This is a genomic window from Hyphomonas sp., from assembly GCF_965284475.1.
Classification (GTDB): Bacteria; Pseudomonadota; Alphaproteobacteria; order Caulobacterales; family Hyphomonadaceae; genus Hyphomonas.
Genome location: NZ_OZ260087.1, coordinates 341192 through 362386 on the forward strand (window position 1 = coordinate 341192; position 21195 = coordinate 362386).

General features: G+C 60.9%; 24 protein-coding genes. 9 read left to right on the plus strand and 15 right to left on the minus strand.

Translation table 11 applies throughout. The features are described 5' to 3' along the window. The first annotated feature begins 16 nt into the window (after nucleotides 1-16). Nucleotides 17-397, plus strand: a complete 381-nt coding sequence (locus ACQ66M_RS01415; protein ID WP_350174914.1) for a helix-turn-helix domain-containing protein — start codon at nucleotides 17-19, stop codon at nucleotides 395-397. Here ACQ66M_RS01415 and ACQ66M_RS01420 read toward each other — a convergent pair. Next, complete coding sequence (locus tag ACQ66M_RS01420) at nucleotides 386-1369, minus strand: LysR family transcriptional regulator (protein ID WP_430401471.1); 984 nt, start codon at nucleotides 1367-1369, stop codon at nucleotides 386-388. The two genes, ACQ66M_RS01415 and ACQ66M_RS01420, sit on opposite strands and share 12 nt — an antisense overlap. Before the next feature lie 128 nt (nucleotides 1370-1497). Further along, nucleotides 1498-1881 carry a hypothetical protein gene (locus tag ACQ66M_RS01425; RefSeq protein ID WP_430401472.1) on the minus strand — a complete coding sequence of 128 codons (384 nt, stop codon included), beginning with the start codon at nucleotides 1879-1881 and terminating at the stop codon, nucleotides 1498-1500. 554 nt (nucleotides 1882-2435) lie between these two features. On the opposite strand from ACQ66M_RS01425, the gene ACQ66M_RS01430 reads away from it, so the two are divergent. Both ACQ66M_RS01430 and ACQ66M_RS01435 read left to right on the plus strand, forming a co-directional pair. Beyond that, nucleotides 2436-2678, plus strand: a complete 243-nt coding sequence (locus ACQ66M_RS01430; protein ID WP_350216518.1) for a hypothetical protein — start codon at nucleotides 2436-2438, stop codon at nucleotides 2676-2678. A 3-nt stretch (nucleotides 2679-2681) separates the two neighbouring features. Beyond that, complete coding sequence (locus ACQ66M_RS01435; protein WP_430401473.1) at nucleotides 2682-3155, plus strand: universal stress protein; 474 nt, start codon at nucleotides 2682-2684, stop codon at nucleotides 3153-3155. Nucleotides 3156-3288: 133 nt separating this feature from the next. Here ACQ66M_RS01435 and ACQ66M_RS01440 read toward each other — a convergent pair whose 3' ends face one another. Genes ACQ66M_RS01440 through ACQ66M_RS01465 form a run of 6 tightly spaced genes read right to left on the minus strand, consistent with a single transcriptional unit; the run spans nucleotide 3289 to nucleotide 8676 of the window. Further along, complete coding sequence (locus ACQ66M_RS01440) at nucleotides 3289-4011, minus strand: TetR/AcrR family transcriptional regulator (RefSeq protein WP_350174922.1); 723 nt, start codon at nucleotides 4009-4011, stop codon at nucleotides 3289-3291. A 6-nt stretch (nucleotides 4012-4017) separates the two neighbouring features. Then, on the minus strand, nucleotides 4018-5526 hold the full coding sequence (locus ACQ66M_RS01445) for an NAD(P)/FAD-dependent oxidoreductase (protein ID WP_430401474.1): 1509 nt from the start codon (nucleotides 5524-5526) through the stop codon (nucleotides 4018-4020). Then, nucleotides 5523-6485, minus strand: coding sequence for an alpha/beta fold hydrolase (locus ACQ66M_RS01450; RefSeq protein ID WP_430401475.1), 963 nt, complete (start codon nucleotides 6483-6485; stop codon nucleotides 5523-5525). Before ACQ66M_RS01450 ends, ACQ66M_RS01445 begins: the two co-directional genes overlap by 4 nt. Continuing rightward, nucleotides 6482-8167, minus strand: a complete 1686-nt coding sequence (locus ACQ66M_RS01455; RefSeq protein ID WP_430401476.1) for an N-acyl-D-amino-acid deacylase family protein — start codon at nucleotides 8165-8167, stop codon at nucleotides 6482-6484. Before ACQ66M_RS01455 ends, ACQ66M_RS01450 begins: the two co-directional genes overlap by 4 nt. A gap of 15 nt (nucleotides 8168-8182) precedes the next feature. Then, nucleotides 8183-8437, minus strand: coding sequence for a hypothetical protein (locus tag ACQ66M_RS01460; RefSeq protein ID WP_350174930.1), 255 nt, complete (start codon nucleotides 8435-8437; stop codon nucleotides 8183-8185). Further along, complete coding sequence (locus tag ACQ66M_RS01465) at nucleotides 8434-8676, minus strand: hypothetical protein (protein WP_430401477.1); 243 nt, start codon at nucleotides 8674-8676, stop codon at nucleotides 8434-8436. Before ACQ66M_RS01465 ends, ACQ66M_RS01460 begins: the two co-directional genes overlap by 4 nt. Nucleotides 8677-8927: 251 nt before the next feature. Here ACQ66M_RS01465 and ACQ66M_RS01470 point away from each other — a divergent pair, with 251 nt between their 5' ends. Further along, complete coding sequence (locus ACQ66M_RS01470) at nucleotides 8928-9974, plus strand: serine hydrolase domain-containing protein (RefSeq protein WP_430401478.1); 1047 nt, start codon at nucleotides 8928-8930, stop codon at nucleotides 9972-9974. A gap of 6 nt (nucleotides 9975-9980) precedes the next feature. Here ACQ66M_RS01470 and ACQ66M_RS01475 read toward each other — a convergent pair whose 3' ends face one another. The 4 genes from ACQ66M_RS01475 to ACQ66M_RS01490 form a co-directional block, all read right to left on the minus strand. Continuing rightward, on the minus strand, nucleotides 9981-11606 hold the full coding sequence (locus tag ACQ66M_RS01475) for a GMC family oxidoreductase (protein WP_430401479.1): 1626 nt from the start codon (nucleotides 11604-11606) through the stop codon (nucleotides 9981-9983). 69 nt (nucleotides 11607-11675) lie between these two features. After that, on the minus strand, nucleotides 11676-12362 hold the full coding sequence (locus ACQ66M_RS01480) for a hypothetical protein (protein WP_430401480.1): 687 nt from the start codon (nucleotides 12360-12362) through the stop codon (nucleotides 11676-11678). A 6-nt stretch (nucleotides 12363-12368) separates the two neighbouring features. Continuing rightward, nucleotides 12369-13823 (minus strand): GumC family protein, encoded by a 1455-nt coding sequence (locus tag ACQ66M_RS01485; protein WP_430401481.1) that lies wholly within the window; start codon nucleotides 13821-13823, stop codon nucleotides 12369-12371. Between the two features lie 120 nt (nucleotides 13824-13943). After that, entirely contained in the window at nucleotides 13944-14213 is a 270-nt protein-coding gene (locus ACQ66M_RS01490) for a hypothetical protein (RefSeq protein WP_350174942.1), read from the minus strand. Between the two features lie 302 nt (nucleotides 14214-14515). Here ACQ66M_RS01490 and ACQ66M_RS01495 point away from each other — a divergent pair, with 302 nt between their 5' ends. After that, nucleotides 14516-15457, plus strand: a complete 942-nt coding sequence (locus tag ACQ66M_RS01495; RefSeq protein ID WP_430401482.1) for an isopenicillin N synthase family dioxygenase — start codon at nucleotides 14516-14518, stop codon at nucleotides 15455-15457. A gap of 88 nt (nucleotides 15458-15545) precedes the next feature. Next, nucleotides 15546-16544 (plus strand): amidohydrolase family protein, encoded by a 999-nt coding sequence (locus tag ACQ66M_RS01500; RefSeq protein ID WP_430401483.1) that lies wholly within the window; start codon nucleotides 15546-15548, stop codon nucleotides 16542-16544. Here the strand turns inward: ACQ66M_RS01500 and ACQ66M_RS01505 are convergent. The 3 genes from ACQ66M_RS01505 to thiS are packed head-to-tail and all read right to left on the minus strand — an operon-like array spanning nucleotide 16526 to nucleotide 18770. After that, the gene (locus tag ACQ66M_RS01505; protein WP_430401484.1) at nucleotides 16526-17734 is read right to left on the minus strand and encodes a TIGR03862 family flavoprotein; all 1209 of its coding nucleotides are present in this window, start codon (nucleotides 17732-17734) and stop codon (nucleotides 16526-16528) included. The two genes, ACQ66M_RS01500 and ACQ66M_RS01505, sit on opposite strands and share 19 nt — an antisense overlap. Next, nucleotides 17735-18508: a thiazole synthase gene (locus tag ACQ66M_RS01510; protein ID WP_350174950.1), complete on the minus strand. Its 774-nt coding sequence runs from the start codon at nucleotides 18506-18508 to the stop codon at nucleotides 17735-17737. Nucleotides 18509-18557: 49 nt separating this feature from the next. Then, a complete protein-coding gene (thiS, locus tag ACQ66M_RS01515; RefSeq protein WP_430401485.1) occupies nucleotides 18558-18770 on the minus strand; it encodes a sulfur carrier protein ThiS in 213 nt (70 codons plus the stop codon). 62 nt (nucleotides 18771-18832) lie between these two features. Between thiS and aroQ the strand changes: the two genes are divergently transcribed. From aroQ to accC, 3 genes are read left to right on the plus strand one after another with little or no spacing between them, the layout of a single operon-like run. Then, complete coding sequence (gene aroQ, locus ACQ66M_RS01520) at nucleotides 18833-19276, plus strand: type II 3-dehydroquinate dehydratase (protein WP_430401486.1); 444 nt, start codon at nucleotides 18833-18835, stop codon at nucleotides 19274-19276. A gap of 6 nt (nucleotides 19277-19282) precedes the next feature. After that, nucleotides 19283-19756 carry an acetyl-CoA carboxylase biotin carboxyl carrier protein gene (accB, locus tag ACQ66M_RS01525; RefSeq protein ID WP_350174956.1) on the plus strand — a complete coding sequence of 158 codons (474 nt, stop codon included), beginning with the start codon at nucleotides 19283-19285 and terminating at the stop codon, nucleotides 19754-19756. A 2-nt stretch (nucleotides 19757-19758) separates the two neighbouring features. Further along, nucleotides 19759-21129 carry an acetyl-CoA carboxylase biotin carboxylase subunit gene (gene accC / locus ACQ66M_RS01530; RefSeq protein ID WP_350174957.1) on the plus strand — a complete coding sequence of 457 codons (1371 nt, stop codon included), beginning with the start codon at nucleotides 19759-19761 and terminating at the stop codon, nucleotides 21127-21129. Nucleotides 21130-21195 lie beyond the last annotated feature (66 nt).

The window sequence follows — 21195 nt, forward strand, 5'->3', positions numbered from 1 at the left end:
ATTGAAGGGGTTTATTGTGAAGCACGAGCCAAGACAGTCCAGTTCCCGCGCGCCAACCAAGGTTGATCAACGTGTCGGGGGGAAGATACGTACCCTTCGAATCGCCCAGAACCGGACCCTGGCAGAGCTCGGGACAGAGCTCGGTATCAGCCACCAGCAATTGCAAAAATATGAGACCGGAACGAACCGTCTTAGCGCAGGAATGCTGTCCGTCGTGGCAGAGGCATTGCGCGTTCCGATTGCCGACCTTTTTGAAGATGAGAATGACGACGCCATAAGCCCGCTGGATCCGGCAGTAAAAGTGCGCGCTGAATGTCATGACTGGATCGAGCGGACCAAATCGACTGAAAAACTCGAAACCATGGCGCGCGTACTGAAGGCCCTGTCAGCCGGCTGAATGTGGGGGTGGCGTAAAGGGCTTCAGAGCTTCCTCACGATTCGCTGCCCGGTTGGGATGGATGAAATGTTCTGAAAACCAGAACGCATCCTCCGCTTCAAAAATGGCTCTGAGCCATTCTAGCACAATCTTTCCCTGTGGCTGACGCCAGACTCTTTCGGTGTACGTCATCCAGAATTCTATCGGTGCGACTTCAGGCAATTCGAGCGGGACCAGCGTCGGCGCGACGCCCCCGATATAAGACGGCAAAAGCGCAATCCCGCCACCATTCTTGCAAACCTCGATCATTGAACTGGCCGAGTTGGTGACAAAGGCATAGTTGATCATCTTCTTGAGTTCCGACATCTTCGGCGCCCAGCGTTCGATCTGGTTTACGTAGGATTGATGAAGGATGCACTTATGCCGAAAGTATTCGAAAATGCTGGCCGGCTCGCCTTGCTTCTCGAGATACTCGCGCGATGCAAAGCTGATATAGTGTAGAGTGCCCAATCGCCGCGAAATGATGTCATGGCTCTTCGGCTCGGTGAACTGGATACCGATGTCGGCCTCGCCGGATTCGACATCAGGCACACCCGAAACAATATTCATCTTGATCTGGATGCGCGGATTTTCAGCATGGAATGCCGGAAGGCGCGGCGCGATCCAGTACGGCCCCAGACCGTCGCCGGTCGCCATCGTAATCATGCCTTCCGTCGGCTGACTTTTGCCCGACGCCTCATCGTCGATCAGTCTGGCCGCTTCGGCCATGGCATGCGCATGCCCGAGTGCAATCTTGCCCGCATCTGTCAGTTCGACACCGCGGGTCGAACGGATCAACAATCGTGTATTAAGCGCCTTTTCAAGATCATCAATCTTGCGGCCAATCGTTGGGGGTGACTCGCTCAGACGCGTGGCAGCCGCGCTCATGCTGCCAAGTTCAGCAACGATCCTGAAGACCCGCAGATTATCCCAATCAAAGCGCTCTGACGACATTGCCGGTTCCTTGCCCTGCGCGAACGGCCGCGCGTACTGTCAGGCACGGTATATATAGTGGGCACCCAATGGCGTCATCACATCAAGTGGGCGAGTATTCGAACCGCAACTCGCCCGAAGGCCGCGCTTCATGCTGCGCGATGCAAAGTGATGAATCCCGGCTCCGCCAGGACAGATTGACACGTGATCTTGAGCACCCAGTCGCAAATGCGGCCCGGACCACCAAGAAACAGTCGTCCCTCACGCCGCGCGATGGGCAGCGGACGTGCCAATACTGCGCCGATGCTTGAGGCCCCACGCATGCATTGCGCTTCACACCACTCCCACCGGTCGTGGACTGTGGCACACTTGAAATCTCCAACCTCTACCGGCTTGCGCAGAATGAACACATCCCGGCCATCGACGACGAGGTGTGAGACTGCCGTATCGAAGTATGTCGGGGCGCGCCCGCCAAATGTCTCGGGATCTGTCAGGAAGCGAACCGTTTCGACCTGGGATTCCGGGATCGTCATGCCTGGCGAGTTATGTCGCGGTATTGATGCAAGGCGGGCAGGTACGTCTGGGTAAAACATCGGGAGGCTCCAATCACGACGAACACAAATGCCCCGCCATCCATGATGGCAGAATAGGTCGTCGATGATACCGTCACCAGTTACGATCACGCCATGTGACGATATTTTAAGGTTGGCCGGCCCTGCGCGTTCACGCATTCAGACAGAGCCATGCATGATGACTGGCGGTGCCCAACCCATCACCAGCAGGCGCACGCCCCAATCAGTCCGGAAATCACAAGGCCCCGTTCCCGCCTGTCAGGATGAACCGCGCCTCTGTGACTTTTCCTGGCCTCGGGCCTCGACAGGCCGCCGAATACCCCTCCCACAACTTCAAGATCTCGCCTGCATTCGTTTCCTGCAGCCCGGTAAAAACCGTAGACGTACTAATTCATCGACCAAGCGGAACGCTCCATTTCGGTTGAAAAATGATGCCTCATCCCCATATCAACCGGGAAGTCGGAGTCTCTGCACCTGTGCGCCAATAAGTCCGGCTTCGGAAAGAAGAAGGAGAGATGGAAAACGATTATGTAGACAAGCGAATTCTTACGCCGCAGACATACTATGAGAATCCTGAACACGTGCTCGCAGACGCCAGACTAACACACGATGAGAAAAGACGCGTTTTGCGCTCGATGAAAACGGACGCAGAGCTGCTTTCCAGAGCCACAGCCGAAAGCATGGATGGCGGGAAGAGGCCCAACCTTCAGGCTATCGAGATCGCTTTGCAGGATCTAGAGCAGAACAAGGGGGCGTAATTGATGGCTCGACTGTTCAATAAAATTCTTGTCGCCTTGCCCAATGACGGTGAAGAAGCGGCCAACATAGCCAGAGCCGGATTGGCCATTGCAAAGGTCCACGAGGCTGAAGCGCGCATACTGAACGTGATCACGCCGGTCCTTGAACCGTCGTCTCCGGCCATTCGGTTTGCAGCGGCTGACACGCCGATCATGAGTGTTGCGCAGGTATCGGAACCGACCATCCAGAGCCGCAAGGCAATGATTGACGACATCCTGAAGCAGTATTCACCCGAGATGAAGGCAGACCAGACTGTGCGGGCCGGGCACCCGGCAATGGAAATCGTCTCTGAGTCCGAGAGCTGGGGAGCTGATCTGATTGTACTTGGCTCACGCGACAGAAACTGGCTGGAAAGGGTGCTTGATCCATCGGTCAGCCGAGAGGTCGTTAAAAAGGCCGGCTGCGCGGTTCTGATATTGCCGGACAAGAGCAGATAGAATGCAAGGGCGTTTGCGGTTGCCTCATCAATCGCTCCCTGACTGGCGGCGAACCACAATGGTCGGCACGTAAAAGTCACGGCGGCCTTCTCATCGCCAAACCCGTATCCCTGCGCGAGCATTCGAGGCCGGTTTACGTGAGACTGAAAGCCTCGCATGGAAGTGCATCTGATCCTTCCAGCATATCCTGAAGCCCGTGGATCCTGCCTGCCAGGATGGCCATGCCCTTCGGGGTGGCAGCCCCGCGCAGCGCCAGGGCGTAGCCAAGTGCCCCGGATGGCAAAAGCTTGTCAGTTGCAAGCGTTCCCATCGACCAGGACAGCATCACGCCATTGGAAAAAAATGCCAGCGTATGTTCCAGCATGCTTGCCGGGAAGGCCGGGTCCAGCAAGCCATCAGCCTGAGCGTCATGGATGAGTGCTTCCCACGCCCGGCTGTTGCGCGCGAGCCGCTCGGGCGTCGCCAGCCCCGTATCGTTGGCCCCCTGAACATCCAGAAGCGCCTTCCAGAGCGGGCGGTAGAAGTCCGGGTCTTCCGTGAAATAGCTGGTTGCCAATGCATGGGCATCGAAAAGGCGGTCGATGGCATTGTCCGCCTTCAACTTTCCAAAACGTTCGGCGAAGTCGCGTTCGTCCTCAAACACGGCCAGCACGACCGCATGCTTGGATCCAAACAGATTGTAAGGCGTGGCCAGGCTCACGTCCGCCCGCTTGGCGATCATGCGCATGGAAAGGTTTGTGTCGCCCGTCTCCCTGATCAGGTCTCGCGCAGCCCGCACAATCCGAGAGCGGCGCTCAGCTTTTGCCTGCTCGCGCTTGCCGGGTTCGTCTGTCAGAACTGTTCTGGTGTCCGCCATCCTGGCTCACGCTCCCTGCGCGATACGGTCAATGTCGGACTGGAAGTTCACTGACAATGCTTTCAGCATCTCGGTGCGCTCAGGCCCAGGCTTGGGTGGGTAGGCCGCTGCATTTCGCTTCTTCCCCCGCGCCCAATAGTAAAAGACCCGGGCAAGGTTGCGCGGCCGCCCCAGCCACTTGTTGGGATGCTCGAGCATGTGGAAACCCCGCATCGCGTCGCGCAGCAGATCGACGTCATTGCGCACCGCAATCGCCACCCCATCCTCAAAGAAGCTTTCAATAAGCCTTGCGCGGAAACTCTTCTTGTATCCGGGCGTCAGCGCCTGGCGGGCGCGCTTGATCGCTGAACGGTCCTGTGTACGCTGGTTGATGTAGTAGGGGCGCAGCTCTTCATGCAACCGTTTGTGATAGGCCAGTGACCTGGCCGTCCGATCCGCCGACTCCTCGAGCGTTGATCTGAGAAGCTGCGCACTCGCCGCCGCAAAGGAACAGCCGCGCCCATACAGCGGATTCGTGCGGACAAGCGTGTCGCCCAAAGCAAAGTAGCCGCGCGCCGCAGGCTTGCCGTCGACAACGACATCCCGCCACCGGCTGATAAGGTCCCCCATGCCGTGCACGCGCCCGACAGGCTCTGACCGGTCGGCATTGGTCCACGGCACCAGTCCCGGCAATTGCAGGGTCAGATTGTGGAAAAAGTCTGGATCGAGGATGGCCTTGCGAAGCTCCATCTCCACGTCCGGAACCGCGATAGTGATCGAGAAACAGCCATTGTCACCGGGAAAGGCACCAAACTTCAGGAAGCCGAGATCACCCGTCGCCGGCGGGTTGCCGATCCGTGGTGGTTCTTCCATGCCGGGTTTGAGCCGGTAGTGCAGGGTAAAATAGAGAATTCCCGATGATTCCTGCTCCTCTGAAAAGTGGGCCGATTCCTCCTTGATCTGATCGATCAGGAATCCGCTCTTGCCGGAACAATCGATAATGACGTCCGCTTCCAGCACAATTTGCTCACCACCGCACTCACCTGAAACCCCGCGCACATCGACAACGCCATCTTCCGAGATCTCGGTCACGAGGCGCCGCACCAGAAAATCCGGGCGGATTGTCACGTTTGGCAGCGTTCCGACATATCGGCGCATCACCAGTTCGAGCGTGGTTCGCCGGCTCGTAATGATGGTTAGTTCGGCATCACCGGCATCCGGCCGATAGGATCCGAGTTGCGCTTCCGTCAGCATCGACTCAAATGGCAGCTCGCGGACACCTGAAGCGAGCAGGTCTTCAAGCAATTGCGGGTGATCCCGTTTGAACATCTTTCTCATGCGGGCAAGGAAGGCATGACTTTGGCGCAACTGACCGACGCCCGTATGGCGCCAATCCTGAAACACGACATCAGGATCATCACCCGGCGGCGGCCCGTCGCGCTCCAGAAGGGTGATGGCTCGCCCTGTTGGCGCCAAAGTCAGCGCCGTACAAAGACCTCCAATACCTGCGCCAACAACAAGGACCGTCTCGCTCATCCGTCCAACTCTTCAAGGAAGGAAAGCATGAGATCGTTGACCGCCTCCGGTGCTTCCTGCTGGGTCCAGTGACCGATATTCGGGATCAGCTCATTCATCCGCAGGTCGGTGACAAAGTGTGGCATGATCTTGATTGCCTCCTGAGCCATCATGACAACACCATCATTGTCGCCCGCGATAAAGAACGCAGGCTGCGAAATCGTTTGCGGAGCGTCTTTGGTGAGCTCCCAGGTCAGGTCATGGTTACGATAGTAATTGAGCGGACCGCGCATACCCGAACGCCTGAACTCCCCCTCATAGAAATCGAGGTCCGCCTCTGTCACCCATTCAGGTAATTCATCCGGCTCAGGCAAATTGGAGAACATGTCATCGCCTTCCTGCTTGGCTGGAAGCGCAGACAGATCTGTCTCTCCCCCCGCCATGACGAGGAACTTCTTCAAGGCCATGCGTATGTCCGCTTCAAACTCTGCCTCGGCCACGCCCGGCTCGTAAAAGTACAGCTGGTAGAAGAACTGCCCCTTGAACATTTCGCGCAACAGCGACATTGGCGGCACGGGCGAACGCGGCATGAAGGGCACAGACAATCCCCCAACAGCGCGCACCACACCCGGATGATTCAAGGCACAGGCCCAGGCCGTGGGCGCGCCCCAGTCATGCCCGACCACGACGGCCGTTTCTTTTCCAAGTGCCGGAATCAGCCCGATGATATCATTGACGACCTCCACCTGGTTATAGGCTTCAATCTCCGCAGGCTTGTCGCTCTTGCCATAGCCGCGCATGTCGGGCGCAACGACGTGATAGCCCGCATCCGCAAGCGGCTTGAACTGATGGCGCCAGGAATACCAGGATTCTGGAAACCCGTGCAGCAGCAAGACGAGCGGCCCTTCCCCGGCTTCCGCAATGTTCAGCTCAATGCCATTGGTCGCGATACGCCGCTCGGTGACACCCGGCCAGCTCATGCGGCAACCTTCCGGTCTTCAGCACCGGGAAGAATTTCACCGCATGTTTCCTTGTACCCGTCTACAGCTGTCCAGGCCACGCCACCGCCAACGATGACTGTTTCCACACCGTGGGAATCGCGGACGTAGCGATATCCCTCACCGGGAACGTCATTGACAAACTTCTCTTCGCCGCGCTTCACGGTCGCAGGATCAAAGACCGTGATATCGGCGACGTAGCCGGCCTGAAGCAATCCACGCTCAGGGATTCCCCAAATGGCGGCCGTGTCAGACGTGATTTTCTTCACGGCAGATTCAAGGCTCATGGCCTTCACATCACGGACGAAGTGGGAGAATAGGTATCCCGTATCCCCATATGTGGAGAAGGACAGGATGTGCGCGCCCCCATCGCTCGCGCCGATATGGACGTGCGGATGGTTGAGAAGACCGCCGACGGCGTCTGAGTCATTGTGCCCCATGCTGGACGCCAGGAAGTGGGCATCCAGTTCTTCTTCGAGTGACAGGTCGATCATGGCATCAACGGGTGTGGTTCCGCGCTGCTTGGCGATTTCAGCCAGCGTCTGGCCAATATATTTCTGGTTCGCGTCCGTTTTCGCATGCCGGAAAACAAGGTTCGGCCACAGTGGCGCAAGCGCTTCTGCTTCCTGGATCAGTTTCTTGCGATTTTCCGTGTCCGCAAAGGCCGCCATGATCTCCTTCGGCGTGCCGAACCGCATGATGTGATACCAGGACGGGAACCGAATGAACAACAGGCTTGGAACGGCAAAGCTGAAACTGATGTCGATCGGCCGGGTCTGAACCTGGGGCCACACGCGGGCGCCCCGGGCGAACTGTTCATCAACCCTTTTCATTACCCGTGCAACAGCATCAACATTGTCCGCATTGAGGAAAAGGGGCGAGAAAGTCGTCGGGATATTGTATTTGAGCGAGGTTTCCGCCAGCTGGTCAAGCCGTGCGATCGTCAGGTCGGCATCGTAGAATTCAGGAACGATCTGCAGCACACGGCCATATTCGCCCAGGACGCTTGCCAGCGCATCGACTTCCCTGGCATCCGCAAAACGGCTCGGTACCGGCTGCAGGCGCTCATCCATGTCGACATAGCTGGTCGACAGGCCGACCGCACCCGCTTCGAGGCATTCACGCAGCACGCCCTGCATCTCGGCAATCTCCGCGTCGGTCGCGGTGCGCTCCATGGCAGCGTCATTCATGACCCAGAGGCGGATCACGCTGTGGCCGACAAGCGGCGCCACATTGATGGCCAGGCCCTTGCGGATGCGCGAGATGTATTCGCTGAACGTCTCCCAGTCCCACACGACGCCTTCCTTGAAGGCCTTCAGCGGCATCTCCTCGATCTGGTTGAACATCCCGACCAGTTTCATCCTGTGCTTGGCCTTGAGCGGCGCGAGCGACAGCGAACAGTTTCCTGAAACGATCGTGGTAACGCCATGCGACAGGGCCGGCTTGGCACATCCGTCCCACAGCAATTGCGCATCGAAATGCGTATGCGGATCGATGAATCCCGGTGCAACCACCTTACCCGCCGCGTCGATCTCTTCTCGCGCAGCGCCGGCTACAGTGCCGATTTCGACAATCCGGTTTCCCTTGACCGCCACATCTGCCTTGTAGGCAGGTGCGCCTGAACCGTCGACAATATTTCCGTTTCTGATGACAAGATCATACATTGTCATATCCTTCTCTCACTGATCATTTGAATTGGAATTCATGAATCTGTTCGAGGACGCTTCAAGCGCATCGCGCACGTGTCCCCACCCTTTCCCGACCAGCTGGTCGGGGTGCTCCACGCGGCAAGATTCCATCAGGACCCGTACCGCATGCTCGTCCAGCGCGACGGGCGACTCGCCGCCATTCTCGAAGCGCAGCGTCACCGTGAGTTCGGCTTCGCCATCATGGGCTGCGGCAAGCTGAACACGACTGATGACGGCGCCGCTCATCCGTTTGCGAGCGGCGGCTCGACGAAGATCACGTCGCTGGGGAGAATTGGATTGGCCGAGCCGGCCCGTCCCATCCCCGCGGCGGCGCGCATGAAGACGTGCAGGTTCCAGCTCTGCAGCTTTGACACCGCCTCATCCTCGGCGACACCGGGCAGCTCCTGGCCCGCAATTTCAGCCCAGGTGTCCCCCTCGGAAGGGAGTATCGATTTTCGAACCCGTGAAAGGCTTTCGACCGGCATGACTATTCCTCCAGATTATTATTCTTGTAACTCGAATTAGAACGCGTTCTAATTTTGTTGCAAGGCGTTCCCTTGCGGAACGGCCCGAAAAATTCCGAGGCCATCCCGGTCAGAGAATGGCCCACTGTCCATGGCGGAACGCGTGCGGTGGATGAGGGACACATACCGCCACACCGTTGACGCAGCAGGCCAGCCCATGTCCACTGGCGTGCGTTCCTCGCCCCCCACTCCTGCCGCCAATGGACCTGTTCATGACCCGACACACCTCGCTTCCCGGCCTTCCCCCGCAACCGAAAGCAACGCCATGGCCAACAGCGGACTGGCCGGTCGCGGATCTCTCTGACACGGTTGACGCGGCCGGGCTTGACGACCTGCTTGGTCTCGCCTTCAGCGACCCGGCCCCGGACATCATGGGCGAAACCCACGCCTTCCTTGCCGTCCACAAAGGCCGTATCGTCAGCGAGCGCTATTGGCGCGACCTGTCAGCCGAGAGCACTTTCCCGTCATGGTCGCAAGCCAAGAGCATCACGCACGCACTGATCGGCATCCTCGCACGCGACGGCCGGATCGACGTGAATGCGCCCGCCAATGTGCCCGAATGGCAGGACGAGGATGATCCGCGCCGCCACATTACACTCGACCAGCTTCTTCGCATGTCCAGCGGCCTGAAATTCACGGAAGTCTATGTCGAAGATAGCGGCTCGGATGTCGTCGAGATGCTGTTCGGCGCAGGCAAGACGGACGTGGCCGGCTTCGCCGCAAACTGTCCGCTCGAGCATGAACCCGGCACAACCTGGAGCTATGCAAGTGGAACCACGAACATCATCGCCCGCTGCGCGGCGCAAGCGGTCGGCGCCACCGGGGCTGCGTTCCGGTCCTGGATGTTCGACGCCCTGTTCCACCCCATCGGTGTTCGGTCGGCCCTGCCGAAATTCGACGCGCAGGGAACCTTCATCGGGTCATCCTTCTGCTACGCGACGGCGCGTGACTTCGCACGCTTCGGCCTGCTCTACATGCGTGACGGCGCATGGGACGGACAGCGCATCCTGCCCGAAGGCTGGGTAGACTATGCCCGCACACCGACTGAAACGCCGCCAGAGGAGACACTTGGCTATGGCGCGCACTGGTGGCTCGGCATGTGCGGACCAGGAAGTTTCTCGGCCAATGGCTTCAAGGGCCAGTACACGGTCCTTGTGCCGGAACTGGACCTCATCCTCGTGCGCCATGGCAATTCAGTGGATGAGCAAGGCGATGAAGTCAGGCGCTGGCTGGCCCAGGTCGCAGAGTGTTTCCGCTAGTCCCGGTCACGAACGGCCACTCGCCATCTCGCGCGACACCTTATCGGCAATCATGATCGTGGGCGTATTCGTATTCCCTGACACGATGGTCGGCATCACCGATGCGTCGATGACGCGCAAACCGTCAACGCCGTGGACTTTCAGGTTCACGTCAACCACCGCCATCGGATCATCGGCCTTGCCCATCCGCGCAGTACCGACCGGGTGAAAAATCGTCGTGCCGATATCGCCGGCTGCCTTTGCCAGGGCCACATCGTCATCGTCGACTGCGGGGCCGGGCAGAAACTCGTCTGGATGAAAGCGCGCCAGTGCGCGCTGCGACATCAGCCTGCGCGTCAGCCGGATCGCATCCGCTGCAACGGACCGGTCCTGCGCCGTCGCCAGGTAATTCGGACTGATCCGGGGCTTCTCGTCCACGGCAGGCGAAACAATCGCGACTTCCCCGCGAGACGTTGGCCGCAAGTTGCAGGCGCTGGCCGTTATCGCTGGAAAGCGGTGCAGCGGGTCTCCGAATTTGTCCAGTGACAGGGGCTGAATATGGAATTCAAGATTGGGCCTGTCCTGTCCTGCATCAGACCGCGCAAAAATGCCTAGTTGCGATGGCGCCATGGTCAGCGCCCCGCGCCGCCGGGCAACGTAGTCCAGCCCCATCCCGATACGTCCGATCAGGGAATGATAGGTTTCGTTGAGTGTCCTGGATCCGGTCACGCGAAAGACCGCGCGTTGCTGCAAATGGTCCTGCAGGTTTCTGCCGACACCTTGCCGGTCAATCACCGCCACCACGCCAGCGGCTGCCAGCCATTGTGACGGCCCGATGCCCGAGCGATGAAGAATCTGAACCGATCCGATTGCCCCGGCGCAAAGGATCACCTCGCCTTTGGCCATCGCGAGTTGCGGGCTCCCGTTCCGCAAATAGGCGACAGCTGTTGCGCGCCCATTCGCCATGACCAGACGATCCACAAGGCACCCGGTTTCGATACGCAGGTTCGGCCTGCGCGCTACCGGCTCCAGGAAGCCGCGCGCCGCTGACCATCGAAGGCCACGCTTCTGGTTGACGTGGAAATACCCCGCGCCCTCATTATCGCCGGTATTGAAATCATCCGTTGCCGGAACGCCCATCTGTGCGGCCGCCTCGCGCACGGCGTCCAGAATGTCCCAGCGCACACGCGGATACTCGACACGCCATTCGCCGCCTGCGCCATGATGGTCCGTTTCACCAAGGAAATGATCCTCAATTCGCCTGAACACAGGCAGAACGTCAGACCAGCCCCAGCCGGGCAGGCCCAGGTCCTGCCAGTGATCGTAATCCGCAGCCTGTCCCCGCATCGAGATCATCGCATTGATCGCTGACGAGCCGCCAAGCACCTTGCCACGCGGATAGGACAGCTTGCGCCCATTCAGGCCCGGCTCCTCGACAGTCTCAAACATCCAGTCGGCACGCGGATTGCCAATCGCGAACAGGTATCCGACCGGGATGTGAAACCAGATCCAGTTGTCTTTCCCGCCAGCCTCCAGCAGCAGAACGCGCTTGCGCGGATCGGCTGAGAGGCGGTTAGCGACGACACATCCGGCAGATCCCGCCCCGATGACAATGTAGTCGTATTCGCCGTCAATCAGGTCGGGTGCAGACAAGGCCATAGTCCTCAATGGTGGACGACCTGCCTACATCACGCGTCCGCCCGGCACCAGACGCACAACAGGTCAGCTCGCAATCCGCCCGGCCAGCCGCGCATCGGCGCGCATCCGGTTCAGCACGACGCCAATCACGCGTCCGCCCCGGCTCTCGATGGCAAATTGCGCCTCTGCAACCTCCTCAGCCCTGGTCACTTCAGCCTGCACAACCAGCACAACGCCATCCACTTCGCTTGCCACATCAAGCGCCACGTCAGAACGGTCCAGCGCCGGTGAATCCACGACAATCCAGTCGGTTGACCGTCGCAAGGCCTTCCACCAGCCAGGCTCAGAGCGCAGGTGCGCGCGCTGGCCCGCCGCGAGTCGCTCTGTCCGAAACCTTGTGACCAGCAGGCGCGTCCCCGTCACAGGACATGCCGTCAGCAACTTGGCACTGCCACCAACGCCTGCAGGCTGTAACGCATAGATCGGCGCGCATCCGAGCGACGCATCATAGGCTCGCCCCGGCCGCGCCAGTTTGCCCACAAAACCCCTGTCGAAGGACTGATGCGCCGCGTTGTGCATCAGGTCGAGGTCCACCAGCCAGGCCGTGCGCGTGACATGCTCTGCGGCCATCAGCGCAAAGGAGGCCGCCATGCTGCTGGTGCCTTCTCCCGAGCGCGCCGCGACGAACATGATGCTGCGGGCGCCCTGCGCCGGGCGCAACCGCGTCGCAACACTCCACAGCGTGGCCAGATCCGCTCGCAGATCACGCATCCCGGGTCAAACCTCCCGAACCGTCGCAAGCACGGGAAGGTCAAGCGTGCGCTCAACCGACCGCCGCGTCGCAAAGCCCGTGCGCGTCAGCGCCTTCATCAATCCGGCAATCAGCGCCGCAAGACAAGCCAGCACGAAGGCCAGTCCTGCCATGATCGACTGTGTCGGCACGGGCTCAACCGGAAGGCTCGCCGGTTCCAGAACCTTGATTCCGTCAGGGCGCTCCGCCCCCGGCACTTCGCCCCGCCCGGCAGCAACCAGCAGTTCGCCTTCCAATACGTCGCGTTTACGCATCAGCTCGCCATAGCGCGGCGCGAGACCGGCCAGTTCGGCCTGACGCGCCTTAAGGCCTGCAATCTGCTGCACCAGGCCGGCCTGCCTGTCCTTCAGCGCCGCCGCCTGCGCCCGCAACCCGTCGATCATCGACAATATCTGCTCGTAGCGTGGGTTGGGTCCGGTCCGCACGGTCCCCACGGGGCCGTCCAGCGTCGCTATGAAGGCCTCAACGCGTTCGATGCGCCGGTCCATGTCCTGCACTTCCTGCGATCCCGGATAATGATCCACGAGCATGGCTTCCCGCTGCAGTTTCAGGTCAAGCAGCGTTTGCGCGGTGGAATCCTCGACGAACAATTCCTGTTGAGGCCGGATTGACTTCAATTGCGTGCGATACGCCGTCAACTGGCTCTCAACCTGCTGCAATTGTGACCCGGCTTCCTGCAGGTCATGGCGAGCCGCCTGGTGAAGCGCGTTCACGGTTTCGCGCTCGGACTCAAGGTGTCCGATCTGCTGTGTTTCAAGGAATTTGCCCAGGGCCGTTTCGGCTTCCAGCAACCGCATTTCCAGACCCGTCCGGTCAATCTCGGGCGCAACCGCCTCCGGCGTCGCGAGCAGTTGCGTGCGATAGGCAAGATAGGCGCCGATCAGCGCGTTCAGCACTTCCGCCGATGTCTCTGCATCCTCATTCCGGTAACGCACGGCAATGACCGGCGCGCGCGAGGAGGCCGAGGCGCGAAAATCGCGTTCCATGGCCTCGATGCACAGTTGGCGGCACTCCGCCGCGAGCCGCCGAAGCCGCTCGGCATCCCCCCGAACGGCACGGCTGCGCGTCTCGCAGGCCGCGTTTATCTCAGGATACAGCCGTGACATCGGAAACCGGTCGAGAACGCGCTCGATAACCACCGGGCTGTGCAGGAATGCCAGTTCGGGCTGCACGAGCATGTCATTGTTTGCCGCCCCGGCCGGCGCAACCATCAGGCGCGCGCGCGATTCGAACTGGACGGGCCGCGACAGGGCCGCAGCCAGGCCCAGCGCCAATACCGGCACGAACACCAGCAGCATTAGCCACTTGGCCCGCCAGAACTGCACAATCAGGTCCGCGGTCCCCAGGCGTGGCCGCGATGCGGATACCCGCATCATGCCATGTCCCGCCGGTTCTCGGTTGGGGGCCTCGGAAACGGGCATGTCGATTGCGGCTCCTCACAGCGCGTGAAGTATCAGGATCGCATGCCGGCGTTTGATAATTCCTTAAGCTTAACAGCCCACCGGGACGGACGCATCCGCCCCTGGTCCGGCCGCAATGGCCTAGTTCATCAGCTTGAGCCATTCACGCGCCGACTGGAGCGCCTGTTTGACTTCATCCGAGCTCATCATGTCGGCCAGTTCAGCGCGCTGTATCTTGGCGTCGTCCGAACCGCGCAGCGCGGCCAGGTTGAACCATTTGTGCGCGGCAATCAGGTCCACGTCCACATTCAGTCCGGTCGCATAGACCAGTCCTGCCTGGTAAAGCTCCTCCGGGGCCGAATCCGGTCCCAGCATGGCTGCGAGGTCGATAGCGTAATCTGCAAAGGGCATTGTCTTGTTCCTGTTTCACCTTGCCGTCGCATGCCGGGATCATTCCCGTGTCCTGCTCTGGCAACCACCACCCGCCGTGTCCGGCGATGGATGCAGAGTGCCGTCAGAGATTTGCGTTATGGTTAACACCAGCCCCTCCCAAGAGGCAGAGCGTTAACGCGCGGACGGCCCAGGTTAACCTGCGATGGAAGGCCGGGCCAAAATGCCGTAGAGTCCCTAAATCCGCATCCGGGACACTGGAGCGCAGCGGGCCTCGGCTGAAATGCCTTTTCGCTCCGTCCGCAATCTGGCAAAACATTTCCATGACCGATTATTTCAAACCGATCCCTTACGCGCTCTGGCGCACTGACAAGGCCGCCTTTGCCGAAGCGCTGGGACAATCCTTCCGCGAGACAGGCTTCGCCGTGATCTCAGGCCACCCTGTTGACCAGCGCGTCATCGACGAAAACCTACGTGTCACCAAGGCCTTTTTCGCCATGCCCGACATTGCGAAAATGGCCTATGACGGCCGCGACGGCGGCGGCCAGCGCGGCTACACCGCCTTCGCCACCGAGAATGCCAAGGGCGCGGCGAAGGCCGACCTCAAGGAATTCTGGCACACGGGCCGACTCCTGCCGCCGGGCTCGCCTTATCGCGAGACCATGGCCGACACGCCGAGCGTCGAGGAAATCCCGGATTTCGATCAGGCTACCCGCGCGCTCTACGATGCGCTGGACGAAATGGGCCGAAATCTCCTGCGCGCGATCGCCCTTCATCTCGATCTCGATGAGCTCTGGTTCGAAGACCGCGTCGAGATGGGCAACTCCATCCTCCGCCTCCTCCACTACCCGCCGCAGCAAAACCCGCCGCCGGAAGGCACCGTCCGCGCAGGCGCGCATGAAGACATCAACGTCATCACCCTCCTGCTCGGCGCCGAGGAGGCTGGCCTTGAGGTCAAGCACCGCTCCGGCGAATGGCTTGCGGTCAACCCGCCGCCCGATGCCCTGGTCATCAATTGCGGCGACATGCTGCAGCGCCTCACCGCCGGCGTGCTGCCCTCGACCACCCACCGCGTCATCAACCCGTCGCCCGAACGCGCCAAGTTCCCGCGCTACTCGACGCCCTTCTTCCTGCACTTCAACCAGGATGTCGTGATCGAAGCCCTGCCAGGCTGCGTGGCCGAAGGCGGCGAACCTGAACCACCCATCACCGCGCAGGACTATCTCATGGAACGCCTCCGCGAGATCGGCCTCGTAAAGGCCTGACCCCGCGCCACCCCTTGCCTCGCCGCCGCATTGCGCCTGAATAGGCGCCACAGCTCGCCAGAAGCTGGCGACAAGGCAGGAGGAACGCATGTTCAACAATAATGAATGGCTCGCACAGGTCCGCGAAGAGGTCATCGACCCAGACCGCGAGATTATCGACCCCCACCATCACCTCTGGCCGAAACCCCACCTCAGCTATGACCTTGAGGAGCTCTGGTCCGACACTGAAGACGGCCACAATGTCACCCAGACCGTGTTCATGGAGTGCGGCTCCGCCTATCGCACGGACGGGCCCGACCGCCTGAAACCCATCGGCGAAACGGAATTCGTCGCAGCCGCTGCCGCCCGCTCTGCCGCAGACCCGGGCAAGGCGACCATTGCAGGCATTATCGGCCATGCCGACTTGCGCGGCGCCAGCCTCGACGAAGTTCTCGACGCGCATGTCGCGGCCGGCAACGGCCTGTTCCGCGGCATCCGCCACGCGGGCTCTTTTGATCCCCACAAGGACATCTTCTCAATCCCCGGCCGGGCGCCGGAGGGCCTCTATCGCGACACTGATTTCCGCCGCGGCGTCGCGCGCCTTGGCCAGCGCAATTTCACCTATGACACCTGGAATTATCATCACCAGATCCTCGATTTCGCCGATCTCGCCCGAGCCGTTCCGGAAACAACAATGGTGCTCGATCATTTCGGCACACCCATCGGCGTCGGCCCCTATGCCGGCAAGCGCGAAGAGATTTTCGCCCAGTGGAAAGACGATATCGCCGTCGTCGCCGAAAACAGGAACGTCTTCGCCAAGCTTGGCGGCCTGGCAATGCCCGACAATGGCTTTGGCTGGAATACGCGCGCCACACCGCCCACGTCCGACGAATTCGTCGCGGCGCAGGCCCGCTACTATCACCATGCCATCAAGTGTTTCGGCCCGGAGCGCTGCATGTTCGAAAGCAACTTCCCCGTCGACCGCCTGTCGATCAGCTATCATGTCCTCTGGAACGGCCTGAAGAAAATCGCCGCTGACTATTCCGACGCCGACCAGACCGCAATGTTCAGCGGCACGGCGCGTAAGGTCTACCGGCTGGGGGCCTGAAGCCAGTCTGACGCGCCCTCGCCAGCTGCCTTGCCGGTCGCCAGGCAGGCAGTGATGAGATAGCCGCCCGTGGGCGCGTCCCAGTCAATCATCTCGCCGGCGCAGAACACGCCCGGCACTTCGCGCACCATCAACCCATCATTCAGCGCCGCCCACGCCACACCGCCGGTCGTCGAGATCGCCTCGTCCAGCGGTGCCGTACCGCTAATCCGGATCGGCACGGCCTTGATCAGCCACGCCAGCGCCTCTGGCTCGCTGGGCAGTGCCCCGTCGGCTGTCTCATGCAGCAGCGCCAGCTTCACGCCTGACAGGCCCAGGCTCTTGCGCAAATGATTGGCCATGGACTGCTTGCCCCGTGGCCGCACCAGATTCGCAGCAATCGCTGGCAAGTCCGTATCTGGCAACAGGTCCACGAACAGCGTCGCCGTGCCTGCCCGCTGCAGCTCATCCACCAGCGCCGCTGACAGCGTGTAGATGCCGCCGCTCTCAACCCCGCGCTGCGTAATCACGAATTCGGATCGCGTCTCTACCCCGTCTGCCCACAGACGAACAGACTTGACCGGAGCCCCGGCAAACTTCTCCCGAATGTGATCAGACCATTCGACATGGAAACCGCAATTCGATGGCCCGAACGGCGCCACATCAATCCCCTTCGCGGCCAGAACAGACGCCCACGCACCATCCGATCCAAGACGTTTCCAGCTCGCCCCGCCCAGCGCCAGAATTGTCACATCGGGACTTGCCGTCACTTCCCCGACCGGCGTCCCGAACACTAGCGCCCCGTTTCCATCCCATCCCTGCCAGCGATGGCGGGCATGCAGCACCGCTCCCGATTCCTGCAATTGCACCAGCCACGCGCGCAGCAGCGGCGAGGCCTTCATCATTTCCGGAAATACCCGCCCCGTCGGCCCCGTATGCGCGGCAATGCCCAGCCTCGCCATCCAGTCCACAATCTCCGCCGACCCGAACGCCCGCACCATATCCTGCAGTAGCGCATTGCCCCGATAACGCGACAGGAACACGCCACGCTCTTCTGCATGGCTGATATTCAGCCCGCTCTTGCCCGCCATCAGGAACTTGCGTCCGAAGCTCGGCATCGCGTCATAAATGTCGACATCCACGCCCCGCGCGGTCAGCGTCTCAGCCGCCATCAGCCCGGCCGGTCCCGCGCCAATGACGGCAGCGCGCAACTAGATCAGCCCGGCGAGAGGGCTGCTCGGATCGGCATACATCTTTTTCGGCATGCGTCCCGCAAGGTACCCCTCGCGCCCGGCAATCACGGCATGCTTCATCGCGCTCGCCATGAGGATCGGGTCCCTGGCCGCCGCAATCGCAGTGTTCATCAGCACGCCATCACAGCCAAGCTCCATCGCGACGGCTGCATCGGATGGCGTACCCACACCCGCGTCCACGATCACCGGCACGCGCGTCTGCTCAACGATCAGCCGGATGTTCACCGGGTTCATGATGCCAAGGCCCGATCCGATCAGGCTGCCCAGCGGCATGATCGCGCAACAGCCGGCGTCTTCCAGCATTTTCGCGTAAACCGGATCATCCGAGCAGTAGACCATCACCTCGAACCCGTCCGCGATCAGCGCCTTTGCGGCGGTCAGCGTCTCCGGCATGTTCGGATAGAGCGTCTTCTGGTCGGCCAGCACTTCGAGCTTCACCAGGTTCCATCCGCCCGCTTCCCGCGCCAGCCGCAGCGTCCGCACGGCCTCGTCGGCCGTGTAGCAGCCAGCCGTGTTGGGCAAATAAGTGAACTCATCCGGCTTGACGAAATCGGTCAGGATTTCCTTGCCCGGGTCCGACAGGTTCACCCGGCGCAGCGCCACAGTGACAATCTCTGCCCCCGCTGCCCGTGCCGCATCGGCATTCTGCTGGTAATTGGCATACTTGCCCGTGCCCACGATAAGGCGGGAGGAATAGGATTTTCCGGCAATCGTCAAAGGTGTGTCAGTCATGTCCGCAGATCTGGCCGCCTTGTCCCCGTCCGTCAACTCCCCGTCCCTGTCAGCCCCCCCCCACAAACTGCACTAGCTCCAGCTGGTCGCCTTCTTCCAGCACGGTAAAGGCATGTTCGGACTTCGGAACGATCTCCAGATTGCGCTCCACGGCGATCCCGCGCGGGTCGCGGCCCGTGGCCTCGGACAACTCTTCCAGCAGCATTGACAGGGTCGTGCCCTGGTTAACCTGCCGTGCCTCACCATTCAGTGTGATCTGCATGTCTGCGGCCTCCAATTCAAAGCCCCTTGCCTTGCCGGGCGTTCCAGAGCAAGACGGGGCCCATGTCTAGACCGATATATGTTCTCGGTGGGCCAAACCTCAACCTGCTCGGTACGCGCGAGCCGGAGATTTATGGCCACGAAACACTCGAAGATATCCATGCCCGCCTGCGCACACTCTGCGGCAGCGTGCCCCTCGAGGCGCGCCAGACCAATCATGAGGGCGAACTGGTGGATTGGGTACAGGAAGCCTCCCGGGAAGGGTCGTCCCTTATCCTCAATGCGGGCGCCTATACACATACATCTGTGGCCTTGCATGACGCCCTGCGGGCCTGCAAGGTGCCAGTGATTGAGGTGCACTTGTCGAATCCGGCGGCGCGCGAGGCTTTCCGCCATGTGAATTATGTTGCACCTGTTGCAAAAGCTACGATTGCGGGCCTCGGCGCGTATGGTTATGAGCTTGCACTTCTGGCAGCCAAGTCCCTGACGGGCCAAGGAGATAATTAGCGTCCCATGAGTACTGCAAAGACAAAACTCGACACCGGCCTTGTCCGGGAACTGGCTGCCATCCTGCGGGAAGCCGATCTCGGCGAAGTCGAAATCGAACATGAAGGCCTGCGCATCCGCGTCAGCAAACCTGCGGCTCCTGTGATGCAGACGGCCCAGTATGCCGCCGCCCCGGCCCCTGTAGCCGCCGCAGCACCAGCTGCAACCGCCGCCGCTGCAGCCGCCCCCGCCGCGCCTGCCGTATCCGACAATGCCATCAAGTCGCCCATGGTCGGAACCGTCTATCTCGCCCCCGAGCCCGGCGCGAAACAGTTCTTCAATATCGGTGACAAGGTCAAAAAGGGCGACACGCTCATGCTGGTCGAGGCCATGAAGACCTTCAACCCGGTCGAGGCCGACCGCGCCGGTACGCTGACAGCGCTTTACGTCACCGATTCCCAGCCGGTGGAATTTGGTGAGCCGCTGGCCCTGATCGAATAGTCATGGCCGAGCAACGCACGATCAAGAAGGTGCTGATCGCCAATCGCGGCGAGATTGCCCTGCGCATTCACCGCGCCTGCAAGGAAATGGGCCTCTCGACGGTCGTCGTCCATTCGACCGCAGACCGCGACGCCATGGCTGTGCGCCTTGCTGACGAAAGCGTCTGCATCGGCCCTCCGCCCTCGTCTGAAAGCTACCTGAAGAAATCCCAGATCCTGGCCGCCGCCGAAATCACGGGCGCTGACGCGATCCATCCCGGCTATGGCTTCCTGTCGGAGAACGCCCAGTTCGCCGAAATGGTCGAGGCACACGGCCTCGCCTTCATCGGCCCGACGGCTGAACATATCCGCATCATGGGCGACAAGATCGCTGCCAAGGTGGCGATGATCGAGGCTGGCGTCCCCTGTGTGCCCGGCTCCGAGGGCGCCCTGTCATCCATTGCCGAGGCCAAGAAGGCCGCCAAGAAGATCGGCTTCCCGGTCCTTGTGAAAGCCTCCGCTGGCGGCGGTGGACGCGGGATGAAACTCGCGCGTACTGAGGCCGATCTCGAAAACGCGGTAAAAACCGCCAAGACCGAAGCAAAGGCGGCCTTTGGTGACGATGCCGTCTATCTCGAGAAATATCTCGAAGGCCCGCGCCATATCGAAATCCAGATCATCGCCGACACCCATGGCAACGTGGCCCATCTCTGGGAGCGTGACTGCTCACTCCAGCGCCGCAACCAGAAAGTCCTCGAAGAGGCGCCCTCCCCGGCCCTCAACCAGGCCCAGCGCGAAGACATCGGCGGCATCTGCGCCCGCGCCATGCAAAAGCTCGGCTATCGCGGCGCAGGCACGATCGAATTCCTCTACGAGGACGGCAAGTTCTACTTCATCGAAATGAACACCCGCCTTCAGGTCGAACACCCGGTCACCGAAATGATCACCGGTATCGACCTCGTGCGCGAGCAGATCCGCATCGCCGAAGGCAAGACCCTGTCCTTCCGTCAGGAAGACGTCATGCTTGTCGGCCATGCCATCGAGTGCCGGATCAATGCCGAACATCCCGAGACGTTCGTGCCATCCCCCGGCCTGATCTCCGATTTCCACGCGCCGGGCGGCCCGGATGTGCGCCTCGACAGCGCTGCCTATGCCGGATACCGAATCCCGCCCCATTACGACTCGCTGATCGGCAAGCTCATCGTGCACGGGCGCACGCGCCGCGAATGCATCATGCGCCTGCGCCGCGCACTGGCAGAGATGGTTGTCGGCGGCGTTTTCACCACGCTAGACCTGCATCGCCGCCTGGTCGAAAACGAGGACGTTCTGGCTGGAAATTACAATATCCACTGGCTCGAAAAATTCCTCGCGGAAAACAAGATCACCGTCGAATAGGCCGCAAGCCTTCTTCAAAACCCTTGTCGCCTGCCCCATGGACAGGCGCGCCGACGAGATTCATAT